This is a genomic window from Sporosarcina obsidiansis, from assembly GCF_009651005.1.
In the GTDB taxonomy this organism is placed as follows: Bacteria; Bacillota; Bacilli; order Bacillales_A; family Planococcaceae; genus Sporosarcina; species Sporosarcina obsidiansis.
In genome coordinates this window covers 1-12,997 of the sequence record NZ_WHVW01000027.1, presented here as the reverse complement: position 1 = coordinate 12,997, position 12,997 = coordinate 1, and the positions used below count along the sequence as shown (strand labels likewise).

The following is a 12,997-nucleotide window of genomic DNA, read 5'->3' as shown; positions in this document are numbered from 1 at the left end:
TCACTTTTCTGATCGTTCGCTTCATAGTAAAATGTACTAGCGTTGCATATGAGAATGAAAGGAGGTATTACATGTTAACCGCACTTCTCCATGGGATCCTATTAGCATTCGGACTCATTATTCCACTCGGCGCTCAAAATGTATTTGTCTTTAATCAAGGCGCCGCTCAACACAAGTTTAGAGGCGTGATTCCTGTTCTTTTAACAGCTTCACTTTGTGATACGTTACTGATTTTATTGGCCGTATTAGGGGTATCGATCGTCGTATTGTCCATTCCCATTTTGCAAACCAGTCTCTTTGCAATTGGTCTGGTATTTCTTCTTTATATGGGATTTTCTATTTGGAACAGTAGCCCTGCAAATCTACAGCAACCTGAATCCAGGATGACACCGAAAAAACAGATTCTCTTTGCTATGTCGGTATCCCTACTAAATCCACATGCCATTCTGGATACAATCGGTGTAATTGGGACCAGTTCTCTTGCATACGCAGGGACAGAAAAAGTACTGTTCACCATCGCTTGCATCGTTACTTCCTGGATATGGTTTCTAGGTCTCGCCATCGCAGGAAAAGTAGTTGGCCATTTCGATGCACAGGGCAAACTATTGAAACTGATCAACAAAGTATCCGCCATTATTATATGGATGGTTGCGCTATACATAGCAAGTCAGCTTTATCAAATGTTGTAATATTAGTGCATAGTAAATTCAGCAGTGGTATAGAACCGCTGCTGAATTTAGCTTTACCAATCGAATTGTCGTTGCACAAGTAACTGATGATTACCTCTTGAATGATAATCCATTATTCTCTAAAACCGTTCTCAGCTTAGGTAATGAAGCGGGCCCCAACCCATGAAATTGTAAAATTTCTTTTTCACTATACGCTGTAAGTTGTTGCAACGTAGTGATCCCGTTGTTTTCCAACGCTCGTCTAGCGGGAGCTGAGAGAGTAGAAAGAAATCCATTATTGAAATTGCGGTCTTGCTCACAAATAGGACAGATCGGACAATCACTACTTTTATAGTAGTGGTGCCCCTTGTTGCAAGTTCGTAATGATTTCTTTGAAAGGCCCATGTTTTAGTTCTCCTATCCCGCAACATCACGATTTCGGTAATAGTGCAAGCCAATTATCAACAAAACAGTTGTCACGACAATCAGCCCGCCTGCAGACAGCCAATTCATCTCCCCAATTGGCAGTTTGGACACATAGCCATATGGAGTGAGTTTTTCCATCCAGCTAGGTAACTGAAACAAGCCACCTAAATATAGTGTAATGAAAGCGTACACCTGTCAATTGCGGCCACAAATTCACATCGCCATGTACATACGCAATTCGACGATGAATATCCACCGCGTCCCGCCACACAACTTTCCCGAATATTGTTGCCTCTCCAGACATCGCCCGAAGCATACCCAACAACACTCGAATCGTTGTCGACTTTCCTGCTCCATTCGGTCCAATGAAACCAAATACCTCACCAGGCTTCACTTCCAAATCAAGCCCATCCAACGCATGATGCTTCCCGAAGGTTTTCGTCAACCCTTTACCTCGATCACGTTCATCTGCATGCACTCCTTATTTGTAGTAGACAGTCTTTAATACTTCCATATAATCGGCAAATTCCTCCCAATACGGATCAAAATCCACCAGTGTCAAATTCTTGCCACGAAAGAGCCCAATCATTTCTTGCTGATAACCATCAATCGACCATTGAATGAGTTTCAGTGCCTTTTCTGTAGAAATATCATCTCGTATGATGGTTGTATCAATGCCTTCATAAAGTTTGGCAAAGCCATCTGTTTGCAGAGCATTCAACTCTTTCATTTCAGTTTCAGATAAACGTTCCGGTTCATTCATATAGATCATTCCTATGAAATTGAACAGATCTGGATGAGCGCGATACACATTCATTTTCAACTTGGCCGCTTGCTTCAAACGTTCAATGAAATCCCATTCTTTTAAGTAAAATTGATCCACATAATTCTCACTAATGAACTGGATCGCGTGATTCACCAAGTAATGAAACAAGTCTTCTTTGGATCCGAAATAATGGAAAAGCATCTCTTTCCCTATTCCTGCCTGTTTGACGATGCGATTAGTAGATGCCTGTTCGTAGCCGTTTTCCACAAATACCTGAAGGGCTACATTGAGAATTCGTTGTTGCTTTTCTGCTTCTACTGTTTAAAAGTTTTTCATTATATCATCTCTCCGTAGACCAATTCGGTCGATAGTCAAGTAAAAAATTGTAGACCACTTCGATCAATATTAGTGTGTCACGCATCATACTGTTTGCTTCATGTCCATACACCTACATGCAATCCCATGTATACCAAGCATTCTCGAACTTATTATCTTTCAAATCCTGCCGAGAAATGAAGAAATTTCCGACTCCGCTATCCCCCCACATAATCTCCCATCCCCCATCCATGTCATAGTCCGTATCCAATTGGAACAGCAGGACATCATGGGTTTCTTCCTTCTCATATACTCGGGGATCCGTCTGTGTAAAATTCGGATACCCTCCCAGACGTGTTCCAAAATCTAAAAGTTCATCCAATTCATCTGCATACGGATCAAACACTTCGATCTCATCCTTCGTCATTCCATACACTTGTTTAAATTCCACAATGTCAGTAAATAAGGGTTGCTTCGTCAGGCGAGGTATCATACGAAGCTCGGTATCTACCACTAGAAATGTTTCTTCCTCTTGATACGGAAGGAACTTCATTACCTGCTCTTCTCTCGTATAACTCTCTTCCTCTGTCGAATCAAAATACAACACTCGATAACCATCTGCACTGCCGTTATCCCCAAAATCTGCACCAATCAAATCATCATAATAATCTACGTAAAATGCCAATATCCCTTGCGTCGGAAATGGATCCATTTTAGGGATTTCTGAAAAGTTAATTTGTGCCAACAATGATAATGGTTGCCCTTTTGAATTCACTGGGTACGCCAAGCGCTTTGGGATATATCCTATTCCACCGGCCTTAGTGGCGATGAGCGGCAACTCTCCTTCAGATTTGAATGAAAATTCCACTGTATCCTTTTGCGATTCCAACAATTTTTCTTGCCATTCTTTTGGCAGTAGGTCCTTCATCTGTTGATCTAGTTCCATGTTCATTACCTCCTACTAGTCAGGGAGGGTTAGGCTCCCTATAATCAATTATGATCGACCTAAGGCGCCCGGTCTTTGGGTGAGCATGCCCTAGTACATGTGCATTAAACAAACACAATGATTTCTTACGCAAATTCCGTTACAACTCGGTTACTTTTTTCAATTGACTTTTAGTAAAATAAATTCCACGTATTTGGCTAGTAGGATCTTGTACAATCCGAAGTGAGTTCGGGTGATTCTTGTCAGGGAAATATAACATGACCGTTTTTGCATAATTCATACAATTCACTCCTTAGTACGATAAAACCTATTCATTCTAGTTCCTATAATAACAGATTCATTCCACTATAAACGGTTTCATCTACCTTAGTAGATAGGGAGTACGGTAGATGAAAGAGGAGCTTCTGCTATACTGTTCTTAATCAAACAACAGACCATATCTTTAGAAAGGATGATGCATTTATGTCACAACAACTCATTGATCAATTAAAACTTCAAGGATCTCCCCTTCAGCAAATCGCTCAAGTACAAACGTTATTTGCCCAATTGTTCGAGTTCGAAAATCTAGACGTCTTACTGAAAAATGAAGAGCCGATTACAGAACAATTTTTGTTGGATAAAATGGTCGATGGCGGTCGTGGTGGAGTTTGCTACGAGCTAAATGGTTTGCTTCATATCGTACTGAAGCAACTAGGATTTGATGTCTCGTTAGCAACTGCCACAGTGTGGGAAGAGCAACGTTGGATTTTGGATCGGACACACACAATCAATTTATTTACACATGAAAAGACGCTGTACTTGCTAGATAGCGGTTCAGGAAATAACTTATCAATGGCGCCCATTCCATTGGATGGAGATCCAGTCAGCTCTCCTGCCGGTACGTTCCGACTACGAACTTTGGAAACTGAACGAGGTTCGGTGGTTTGCGAGCGTCAAACGAAAGATGATTGGACACTACGCTATGCATTTGAGCCAGAAATCGTTGACTGGGAGGATTTGAACCGAATAAAAGAACTGATCCACCATCATCCGGATTCTCCATTTAATAAAACATTGTTAGTGGCAAAAACAATTGAAGACGGCACATTTTCCATTACTGAAGAGCGCTATTTCCGTAAATGGAAGGATGGTCGCACAGAGACGATTCATTTTGACAAGACTTCTAGTTTACTTGAGCAAATAAAAATCCATGCAACACCTGCAGTATACGAAGCGGCAATGAGGGTATATGAATAAACGGTACTTTCGATTGTCCCTTATCGCCCTTTGCTTCCTACTAACAGCCTGCACCACTTCCCCCGGCCAAAACAAAGGGGGCTATTTAACGAAGGAGCAAGTCTTAGAAATCCATCCTGATGCGGACTATTTTGAATTTCAGAATGGCGTGTATGTAACAGGAATTGATTGGATAGAGGATGAATTGCTGACGAAGGATGGAGAGATCGGGAAAAACACCGAAGGCATGTCCAACCACTTGCCGGTTGGTGCTAAAATCATCGCGCCTAAAGAGAGACGGGATATTTTGATAGTTGAATACGATGAATTGGAAAAACGTTATCTATTGCAGCTTGGAGAATGATGACAAAAAAACTTCCACGACTGATTCAGTCCGTAGAAGTTTTTTCGTCTAGTTCACACCTCAAAAATACATAGCCATCTTTCTCGACGCTTTCGCCCATTTTCAGCGGAATTCGTTCATTGAAAATCGGCCCATCCACAACTACGGTATGGAACTCCCCTGATTCTCCACAACTATCAATGCCAAGTGCTTCAAGCTCGTCCATTAATTCGATTGTGAAGCGTCGCCCAAGGAACTCAGCAGGCATCAACTTTGTATTCACGACAATGATATACGCTTCAAATCCATTTGAAATAAACTCCTCCAATAGCTTGCGTCGGGGTTCTTCCCACAATGGGTGCACTGCTTTCATGCCTACTTTCTCACACATGGACTGCACCCAGACTAGATGATCTATTAAATCAATATCCCCGAAGACTGCCTGCGGAATACCGTGCGCTTTGCATACTCGCATAGCGTCCAGAAATTGCGTCTCATAGCCTGCCCAGTCTGCTTTTCGGATCATTAGCGGAACACCAAGCTGTTTGGCTTGAGCTTGGATGATCTCTGGCGGTAGTGCATGTGATTTGGAGTGAGGTTGATCTTTTTCGAACATGGTCCAGAGCATGGCAGGATGTTCTCCAGCTTGTATAGCACGGTAAACGGCAAGCGCAGAGTCTTTCCCACCGCTCCAGGATGCGACGAACTTTCGCGGGCGCGTCATTGTCCGTCCGCCCAGGATATACGTGCATCCACTGTCCGCGCCATACGAATCATATAACAACGGAATCCAAGTTTCGGCCAGAAATACGATGCCAAATGGTTTGCCGTATACCAGTCTGTCATGATGTATTCATAGCCCGCTTTTTTCATTTGAGTGAAGCTGTGATTGGCGATCGATTTTCCGATACCTTGTCCGCGAAGCTCGATATTCGTAGCAGCTTGGATGAGTACAGCCGCTTGATCTGGAGTCGTCATCGCATGTCTGGCGTCCGCCGGTGTGTATAGGTGAAAGGCAACCGGAACACCATCTTGTTCCGCAACCCAGCTGCGAGTGCCTTCTTTCCCTTCATAGGACTCAAAAGTATTACGTTCCTGTTCAAGCGCTTCTGTTGTAATTGGTTTCCAAGCAGGGGCTTTCGCCTGGTGCATGCTGTTCCAAGATGCCATCGTACGCAGTATGGATTGCTCGTCCGACTGCAATTCTTTCATCGTAACTAGACTGTTTTCTCCAGGTTGTGCGCGATATCGTTCAAGCGACAATGCAGAAAACCGTTGTTCAAAATGAAACGATTGCTCCAGCATTTCGAGAATTAATTCATCATTGCCAACCGGCACATCGAGGACATGTTCAAAATAGCCATTACGGATCCATTCTGCTCCCGCTTCTGTGTACATCAAGCGGGCTAGTCGTGGATGCTCGTCCTCGTGAATGACAAATGAGGGATAGCCGACGTAGATCATGCGCCCTCGCGTAGGGTCCTGTCGATATTCAAATAGTAAATAGCCGATCACGTCCTCATCACGCAGTGTCACTAACCCACCCATATATGGCTTACTCATTTCTTCACGTAATCGCTTTTCGGCTTCCTCTACTTCCTCAAAACGTTCTTGCAAAAATGGGAACCGCTGACGTTCGTCTCGATGTCTCGCTGCTAATAACAAAGCCATCTGCGGTATATATTGTTCTTCAAACTCTACAAAACGAATCAACTGAATCCCCTCCCGCCTAATTTAACTAAATTATACCATACCCTTTCCTATTTCCAATGAAACGAATGGAATGGTTCACCTATGTGGCTATGGTATGATGGATGGAATTTTGTCATTCAGACGCTGATTATGTGGCACGATAATGTAGGTGAGGAGTGGGCTATGAGTGATGGCGTGGGTTCTATGAGCGGGCACGCGCGGGCTATGAGCGGGTGCGAAGATTCTATGAGCGATCACGCGCGAGCTATGAGCGGATGCGGGGGTTTATGAGCGAGCACGCGCGGGCTATGAGCGGTTGCGGGGGTTCTATGAGCGGGCACACGCGGGCTATGAGCGGGTGCAAGGATTCTATGAGCGCGCCCCGTCAAAAAAAGAAAGGACGTTCGTCACCCTTCCTCCTATTCAATAAAAGAAGCAAACCAAATTTTGATTTCCTTCCACGTCGTTCGAAGTGTAATGCTTAGACCTGTTTCCGTTCCCATATACGAGTTCATATATCCCGCATCCATAAACACACTAAAGAAATATACATCTCGTTCATGCTCGCTTTGTTCATACGAAAAAGAGAGTCCAGGAGATAATGCACTCAACGTCCCCGATTTCTTTCCACCTATTTTATGAAGTTGCTCAAGTAAAGTTTCGACATCTTTATTTACCCATACGAAATCATGTGCGTACTCCAAAAAACCAAATGAAAACGTCAGTGTAAATTCAATTTCAAAAAGTGTTCCTTCTGTTTCTCCAAGTTTAAAGACTTCATGTGCAACTGCTGTTTCACTCCATTCAAATGACCGATCTTTCAATAGATATTTCACAATCAGTACTCTCCTTTTGTTCACATAAAAAATTGCAGACAAACTCACAAGAGTTAATCTGCAATCTCATATTTCATTATATTACGCTGGCATTGGTGTATCCGTCGGCTTTGCATAGTTGCCATTACCGTATTCTGTATCGATAGCGTCACGGATTTCTTTCAGTGATTTGCCGTCTTGTTTCATTTGAACAGATTTCACAGCGATTTCAAGGCAGACTTGGCAACGTGTGCCATGGTCGTCCCAAACAATCGAGCCGTCTTCGCGTACTTCGTCAATGAAGCAGTTCATATTGCTTTCATGACCCGCACTTTCGCCACAACCACAATAGCATGGCATATATTGCAGAATATCAGTCGCCTTGCCAGCCACTTGATAGACTAATCGCATGTCTTCTGGCTTGCCATCCAAGAAAGAAGGTAGCACGTTCGCGGAGGCGGTAACTTCTTGTAAGTCACCGTTTGCGAGATGCTCTACATGTCCTGCTTCAGCCTCTGCATCTTGATGATCCGAGTCCACTGGTTTTTCTGTTGCTCCGTTTCCGCATGCAGCAAGCGCCAATGTCAATGCAGCCAATCCTGCGAGTAATTTCTTTTTCATAGTTAGGCTAGACTCCTTTGTATAAACGTATTGTCCTCAGTATACAAGGTTTGCATGGGAAACAGGCGTACAATTTAGTGACAATTATTGATTGCCCGTCATCTTGCTTGGATCAACGTATTCGTCAAACTGTTCTTCTGTCAATAGACCTGTAGAAAGTGCCGCTTCCTTCAGCGTAGTACCTTCTTTATGAGCCTTCTTCGCAATTTTCGCTGCATTTTCGTATCCAATATGCGGATTCAATGCAGTTACGAGCATCAAGGAATTCTTCACTTTGTTGTCGATTTCTTCACGATTTGGTTCAATACCGACTGCACAATTATCGTTGAAGCTAATCATACCATCTGCCAACAACTTTGCAGACTGCAGGAAGTTGTAGATGATGACTGGCTTAAAGACGTTTAATTCGAAATTCCCTTGGCTTGCCGCAAAACCAATCGTTGCATCATTCCCCATTACTTGTGCAACGACCATCGTTAACGCTTCACTTTGTGTCGGATTCACTTTTCCTGGCATGATGGAACTTCCCGGCTCGTTTTCGGGAATCGTAATTTCACCAATACCTGAACGTGGGCCACTTGCTAGCCAGCGTACATCATTTGCTACTTTCATTAAATCCGCAGCCAATGCTTTTAATGCGCCATGTGTATAGACGACTTCATCGTAGCTCGTTAACGCGTGGAATTTGTTTGTAGCCGAAGTGAAATTAATACCGACAGATTTCGAGATTTCTTCTGCCACTTTGTCACCGAATCCAGCAGGTGCATTGAGTCCTGTACCGACCGCTGTACCACCGATTGCGAGTTCCTTCATTGACTGGACACTAGCTTCTAGCATGCTACGTGTTTTTTCAAGCATACGGTGCCAACCGCTAATTTCTTGGCCTAATGTTAAAGGCGTTGCATCTTGTAAATGTGTGCGTCCTATTTTAATAATGTCCATGAAGTCATCGGATTTCTTCTGTAATGTCTCTTTTAATTGATCGATTGCAGGAAGTACTTCACGCTCAACTGCGATGACACCTGCTACGTGCAATGCTGTCGGGAATGTGTCGTTGGAGCTTTGTGATTTGTTTACATCATCGTTCGGATGAAGACGGTCTTCCTCTCCCCACTCTTCCAGTAATTGATTCCCGCGATTCGCCAATACTTCGTTCATGTTCATGTTGGATTGTGTGCCGCTACCTGTTTGCCAGACGACTAACGGGAAATGGTCGTCCCACTTGCCTTCGATTACTTCTTCCGCTGCTGTCGCGATCGCTTTCATTTTCGCTTCGGATAGGTTTCCGAATGAATGACTTGCGATGGCTGCTGATTTTTTCAAATGGGCAAATGCTTGGATGACGCCAAGCGGAATTCGTTCGCCGCCGATCTTGAAGTTCTGCTTACTGCGCTGTGTTTGCGCTCCCCATAATTTGTCTGCAGGTACTTGTATTTCTCCAAACGTGTCATGCTCAATACGATATTCCATCTTTCCATCCACCTCTCGAAATTGTAATCAGACTCTCACTCTATCATGCCTTATTTATTCGAAAATTTGAATTAAAAAGGGTTAGACAGATGCATCTTGGTCAGGCAACGTTTTGAACTCATAAGAAACTCTGATCAAATCATATAGATTGAATGCGAAAAGCTTTTCGTACTAGTGTAAAGAATATAATCAGTGCGCTGCTGCTACATAGTAAAATGATGATGCCCATCGGCCAGGCAGAAAAATCCCCTGCTAAGCCTACTAATGGTGAAACGGTTGCCCCACCTACGAATGGTAACAATCCAAGAAATGCGGCTGCGCTTCCTGCTGACTTCCCCTGGCTTTGCATGGCAAGTGAGAATGAAGATGTTGACACCATCCCAACGCTCGAAACGACTAAAAGCAAGGCGGTCGCCATCATAAAGAGTGACCATTCATTCCAGACGACCAGCACTAGAAGAATACTACCTGTAAATGAAATCAATACACCTGTTCCTAGAAATTTCACCTCGTGTATTTTGCCTGCTAAACGTCCGGTCACTTGCGCAGCGATGATGATACCGATTCCGTTCAATGCAAAAAATAAAGAGAATTGCTGCGCCGAAACGCCGTAGATATTTTGCAGGACGAACGGTGATCCTGCGATGTACGCGAACATGCTGGACATGATGAGTCCTTGAGTTAAGGCAATGCTCATAAACCATTTATCTTTCAATAGTCCCCCAAATGTTTTGACGACAGCTAACATCCCGCCTTCTGAGCGTTGCTCGACTGGCAATGTATCTGGTAAAAAGAATGATGTGGATAAAAACATCAGTAACCCAATGCCACCAAGAATGAAAAACACGACTTGCCACGACGCGAAGCTCAACACAACGCCACCTGCGATCGGTGCCAAAATCGGTGCAGCTCCATTGACGATTGACAGCAATGCCATGAATTTCGTCAATTCTTTCCCTGCATATAAATCGCGCGCACATGCCCTAGCGATGACGATTCCCGCTGCCCCTGTCATTCCTTGAATGAAACGCAATAAAATGAAAGCCCAAATGTTCGTGCTGAACGCACACATAACAGAAGCCACCGCGTAGACGATCAGTGTAATGACGAGAGGTTTTCGCCTTCCGTAAATATCACTCATCGGTCCAAAAACGAGCTGACCTGCGCCTAAACCGACCAAGCAGGCGGTTAGACTTAATTGAACGAGCGATGTGGATGCTTGTAAATCTTCTGCCACGACCGGTAATCCTGGTAAATACATGTCCATTGACAAAGGACCGAATGCCGTCAATGAACCAAGTAATAGGACGAGCCAGACTGTCGGCAACGGTATTCTTTTTTGCATTTGATTTTCCATATGTACAAAACCCTCTTCTTATTCAGAATTCTTTCAGTATATCAAAAAAGCAACCCATCTGATAGGTTGCTCATTCTACCATATGGCCAGCAAAGTTCCACCTACCGCGCCAGCCAACACCACGATCCACGGCGGTAGCTTCCAAAAGGTCAACATACTGAATAAAATTGCGGCTAATGCAAAGTCCGCTGACTTCATGATGGAACTTGTCCAAATTGGATGATACAAAGCGGATAGCAAAATCCCAATGACCGCGGCATTCACGCCCATAACAGCTCCTTTTATTTTCGGATGATTTCGTAACACATCCCAAAAAGGTAACGCGCCCACTATCAACAAAAATGCCGGTAAAAAAATCGCAATCGTTGCAAATAAACCACCTTGCCAGCCGTTCATTACCGCTCCCAAATACGCAGCGAACGTAAACAATGGACCAGGAACCGCTTGTGCCGCACCATATCCGGCTAAAAATGATTCATCACTAATCCATCCCATCGGAACTAATTCTTGTTCCAATAAAGGCAAGACGACATGTCCGCCACCGAATACAAGTGCACCTGCTCGGTAAAAACTATCAAACACCGCGACCCAATAAGATCCTGTCAGTTCGCGAAGTACCGGCAACACACCTAATAAAACGGTGAACAGTGTTAAACAGATGGCTCCGACTTTCTTCGAGACTAGAAATTTAGATGGACTAATTTCCGACTGCTCCATTGTTTTAAATAGCCATAATCCGGCAAGCCCTGCCAAAACAATAATGCCTACTTGCGTAAAAGCTGTTTGCCATACAAGCGTGCCGACAAGTGCCAGCAATGCGATGGTCTTTCGTTTGACGTCTGGTGTTAGATTCTTGACCATGCCCAAAATTGCATGCGCAACCACTGCAACTGCAACGATCTTCAGCCCATGCAGCCAGCCTGCATCACCAATGTCTGTGCCAACGAGCAGCATTGCAAACAGAATTAATACGATGACAGAAGGCATAGTGAAGCCAAGAAATGAAACAATTCCTCCTAAAACTCCTGCACGTGCGACACCAATACCAATCCCAACCTGACTGCTAGCAGGACCTGGTAGGAATTGAGCAAGCGCTACTAAATCTGCATAGCTCTTTTCATCCATCCATTTGCGTTTACGCACATACTCTTCATGAAAATAACCCAAGTGAGCGGTTGGCCCGCCAAATGAAGTCAGTCCTAGTTTCGTTGAGACTACTAGTATTTCTATCAGTCGTTTTATAGTTTGCTCTGACCCACTATTCTTCATTTGCATCTCCTCTCCAGCTATGTTTTCGTAACTCGTTCATCATCTCATGTTGGTCATTACATTCAATATTTTTTAAAATATTTAACAAAAACTTAACAATCACCTTAGAGAGTTCGTCCTATTCTAGCCAAATTCAACGCATAACTAATCGCGCAACGAGCTAAACTACCTGGCATCCGAGCATTATCAGCACCGGACCGAACCAAACTTCATTCGTACCGCTCCAATGCCTTCAACAACCGAGCATTCCCCCGAGAGGAACGCGCCAAACCACCCTACAACCGCGCAATTCGTATCGCATCAGCATACGAAAAAACCAAGAATCCCTTCAAATAGGATTCCTGGCGCATGCCTTTTCATTTTACAATTCCCGCCGCAACGCATCAATCACATCAATTTTCGTAGCTTTCCTCGCTGGTCGCCACCCTGACACAATTGCAACCGTTAGACTAATAGCGGATGCAATGACGACAAGCTGCCAAGGAATCACCGAAAATGTGACGTTCAGATCAGCAAATTCATCTTCCCCTAATGCCGCTCCGACGATGATCGGTAACAGCCAATTTGAAATAAAACTGACAGCATAAGAAATAATGAGCGCCAATACAGTTCCCACAATACCAATCCACGCACTTTCCATCAAAAATAGACGTTGAATAAGCTTTGGCTGTGCGCCGATCGCTTTCATGACACCAATTTCTCTAGTGCGTTCCGTAACTGCCATGGTCATCGTGTTAAATATCCCAATAGAAGAGATCAATATGGCAATCGTCCCCACGAATATGAGTCCTGCTTTCAACGCCAAGAAGAAAACATCGATTTGATCTAGTTCTTCTGAGATGGAATAGACATTATATCCTTCCTCTTTCAGTTGACCCGTAACGGCTTTGACGTTTTCCAATTCATCCGCATAGACGTACAGCATACTAGAGAATAACGGATCTGCCTCTTCTTCCTTCACCTGCTGCTGATAGATATTCTCCAGTTCCGGGATCAATGTAGCGTCCCCATAAATTTTATTGTCCACCACCCAGTCTTTAGACGGTTTTTTGGCTATACCGACAATGGTCAACTCGGTTTTATCATCATAAAAC

At 43.9% G+C, this 12,997-nt stretch carries 16 protein-coding genes and 1 pseudogene; 3 read left to right on the top strand and 14 right to left on the bottom strand.

Annotated elements, in window-relative coordinates; all coding sequences use genetic code 11:
• Nucleotides 1–71 precede the first annotated feature (71 nt).
• Entirely contained in the window at nucleotides 72–689 is a 618-nt protein-coding gene (locus tag GD002_RS16090; protein ID WP_153733387.1) for a LysE/ArgO family amino acid transporter, read from the top strand.
• Between the two features lie 90 nt (nucleotides 690–779).
• Here GD002_RS16090 and GD002_RS16085 read toward each other — a convergent pair whose 3' ends face one another.
• The 6 genes and pseudogenes from GD002_RS16085 to GD002_RS16060 form a co-directional block, all read right to left on the bottom strand.
• A complete protein-coding gene (locus tag GD002_RS16085; RefSeq protein WP_153733386.1) occupies nucleotides 780–1,073 on the bottom strand; it encodes an RNA polymerase alpha subunit C-terminal domain-containing protein in 294 nt (97 codons plus the stop codon).
• A 12-nt stretch (nucleotides 1,074–1,085) separates the two neighbouring features.
• Entirely contained in the window at nucleotides 1,086–1,253 is a 168-nt protein-coding gene (locus GD002_RS16080) for a hypothetical protein (protein ID WP_153733385.1), read from the bottom strand.
• 31 nt (nucleotides 1,254–1,284) lie between these two features.
• Nucleotides 1,285–1,572, bottom strand: a pseudogene (locus GD002_RS16075) (ATP-binding cassette domain-containing protein); the annotation flags it as partial.
• Between the two features lie 3 nt (nucleotides 1,573–1,575).
• Entirely contained in the window at nucleotides 1,576–2,154 is a 579-nt protein-coding gene (locus GD002_RS16070) for a TetR/AcrR family transcriptional regulator (RefSeq protein ID WP_153733383.1), read from the bottom strand.
• Nucleotides 2,155–2,308: 154 nt separating this feature from the next.
• Complete coding sequence (locus GD002_RS16065) at nucleotides 2,309–3,121, bottom strand: YwqG family protein (protein WP_194841652.1); 813 nt, start codon at nucleotides 3,119–3,121, stop codon at nucleotides 2,309–2,311.
• A gap of 139 nt (nucleotides 3,122–3,260) precedes the next feature.
• Nucleotides 3,261–3,401: a hypothetical protein gene (locus GD002_RS16060; RefSeq protein WP_153733381.1), complete on the bottom strand. Its 141-nt coding sequence runs from the start codon at nucleotides 3,399–3,401 to the stop codon at nucleotides 3,261–3,263.
• 182 nt (nucleotides 3,402–3,583) lie between these two features.
• Between GD002_RS16060 and GD002_RS16055 the strand changes: the two genes are divergently transcribed.
• The gene (locus tag GD002_RS16055; protein WP_153733380.1) at nucleotides 3,584–4,357 is read left to right on the top strand and encodes an arylamine N-acetyltransferase family protein; all 774 of its coding nucleotides are present in this window, start codon (nucleotides 3,584–3,586) and stop codon (nucleotides 4,355–4,357) included.
• The gene (locus GD002_RS16050) at nucleotides 4,350–4,700 is read left to right on the top strand and encodes a hypothetical protein (RefSeq protein WP_153733379.1); all 351 of its coding nucleotides are present in this window, start codon (nucleotides 4,350–4,352) and stop codon (nucleotides 4,698–4,700) included. The genes GD002_RS16055 and GD002_RS16050 overlap by 8 nt, the downstream gene beginning before the upstream one ends.
• 25 nt (nucleotides 4,701–4,725) lie before the next feature.
• Here the strand turns inward: GD002_RS16050 and GD002_RS16045 are convergent, their stop codons facing one another.
• The 8 genes from GD002_RS16045 to GD002_RS16010 form a co-directional block, all read right to left on the bottom strand.
• A complete protein-coding gene (locus GD002_RS16045; protein WP_153733378.1) occupies nucleotides 4,726–5,403 on the bottom strand; it encodes a Dph6-related ATP pyrophosphatase in 678 nt (225 codons plus the stop codon).
• A complete protein-coding gene (locus GD002_RS16040) occupies nucleotides 5,400–6,392 on the bottom strand; it encodes a GNAT family N-acetyltransferase (RefSeq protein WP_228548407.1) in 993 nt (330 codons plus the stop codon). Before GD002_RS16040 ends, GD002_RS16045 begins: the two co-directional genes overlap by 4 nt.
• Before the next feature lie 398 nt (nucleotides 6,393–6,790).
• Complete coding sequence (locus GD002_RS16035; RefSeq protein ID WP_153733377.1) at nucleotides 6,791–7,207, bottom strand: hypothetical protein; 417 nt, start codon at nucleotides 7,205–7,207, stop codon at nucleotides 6,791–6,793.
• Nucleotides 7,208–7,288: 81 nt separating this feature from the next.
• Entirely contained in the window at nucleotides 7,289–7,807 is a 519-nt protein-coding gene (locus GD002_RS16030) for a PCYCGC motif-containing (lipo)protein (protein ID WP_153733376.1), read from the bottom strand.
• A gap of 84 nt (nucleotides 7,808–7,891) precedes the next feature.
• On the bottom strand, nucleotides 7,892–9,277 hold the full coding sequence (fumC, locus tag GD002_RS16025) for a class II fumarate hydratase (RefSeq protein ID WP_153733375.1): 1,386 nt from the start codon (nucleotides 9,275–9,277) through the stop codon (nucleotides 7,892–7,894).
• A 139-nt stretch (nucleotides 9,278–9,416) separates the two neighbouring features.
• Nucleotides 9,417–10,634 (bottom strand): multidrug effflux MFS transporter, encoded by a 1,218-nt coding sequence (locus tag GD002_RS16020; protein WP_153733374.1) that lies wholly within the window; start codon nucleotides 10,632–10,634, stop codon nucleotides 9,417–9,419.
• A 75-nt stretch (nucleotides 10,635–10,709) separates the two neighbouring features.
• Complete coding sequence (locus GD002_RS16015) at nucleotides 10,710–11,903, bottom strand: chromate transporter (RefSeq protein ID WP_153733373.1); 1,194 nt, start codon at nucleotides 11,901–11,903, stop codon at nucleotides 10,710–10,712.
• Nucleotides 11,904–12,264: 361 nt separating this feature from the next.
• A partial coding sequence (locus GD002_RS16010; RefSeq protein ID WP_153733372.1) for an ABC transporter permease occupies nucleotides 12,265–12,997 on the bottom strand: 733 nt, incomplete at its 5' end.

What these genes read in the sequence shown, in the direction of transcription:
- fumC (WP_153733375.1), bottom strand. Translation starts at nt 9,277, where the DNA reads ATGGAATATCGTATTGAGCATGACACGTTTGGAGAAATACAAGTACCT.
- GD002_RS16065 (WP_194841652.1), bottom strand. Translation starts at nt 3,121, where the DNA reads ATGGAACTAGATCAACAGATGAAGGACCTACTGCCAAAAGAATGGCAA.
- GD002_RS16020 (WP_153733374.1), bottom strand. Translation starts at nt 10,634, where the DNA reads ATGGAAAATCAAATGCAAAAAAGAATACCGTTGCCGACAGTCTGGCTC.
- GD002_RS16015 (WP_153733373.1), bottom strand. Translation starts at nt 11,903, where the DNA reads ATGAAGAATAGTGGGTCAGAGCAAACTATAAAACGACTGATAGAAATA.
- GD002_RS16090 (WP_153733387.1), top strand. Translation starts at nt 72, where the DNA reads ATGTTAACCGCACTTCTCCATGGGATCCTATTAGCATTCGGACTCATT.
- GD002_RS16050 (WP_153733379.1), top strand. Translation starts at nt 4,350, where the DNA reads ATGAATAAACGGTACTTTCGATTGTCCCTTATCGCCCTTTGCTTCCTA.
- GD002_RS16055 (WP_153733380.1), top strand. Translation starts at nt 3,584, where the DNA reads ATGTCACAACAACTCATTGATCAATTAAAACTTCAAGGATCTCCCCTT.
- GD002_RS16030 (WP_153733376.1), bottom strand. Translation starts at nt 7,807, where the DNA reads ATGAAAAAGAAATTACTCGCAGGATTGGCTGCATTGACATTGGCGCTT.
- GD002_RS16060 (WP_153733381.1), bottom strand. Translation starts at nt 3,401, where the DNA reads ATGAATTATGCAAAAACGGTCATGTTATATTTCCCTGACAAGAATCAC.
- GD002_RS16045 (WP_153733378.1), bottom strand. Translation starts at nt 5,403, where the DNA reads ATGACGCGCCCGCGAAAGTTCGTCGCATCCTGGAGCGGTGGGAAAGAC.
- GD002_RS16085 (WP_153733386.1), bottom strand. Translation starts at nt 1,073, where the DNA reads ATGGGCCTTTCAAAGAAATCATTACGAACTTGCAACAAGGGGCACCAC.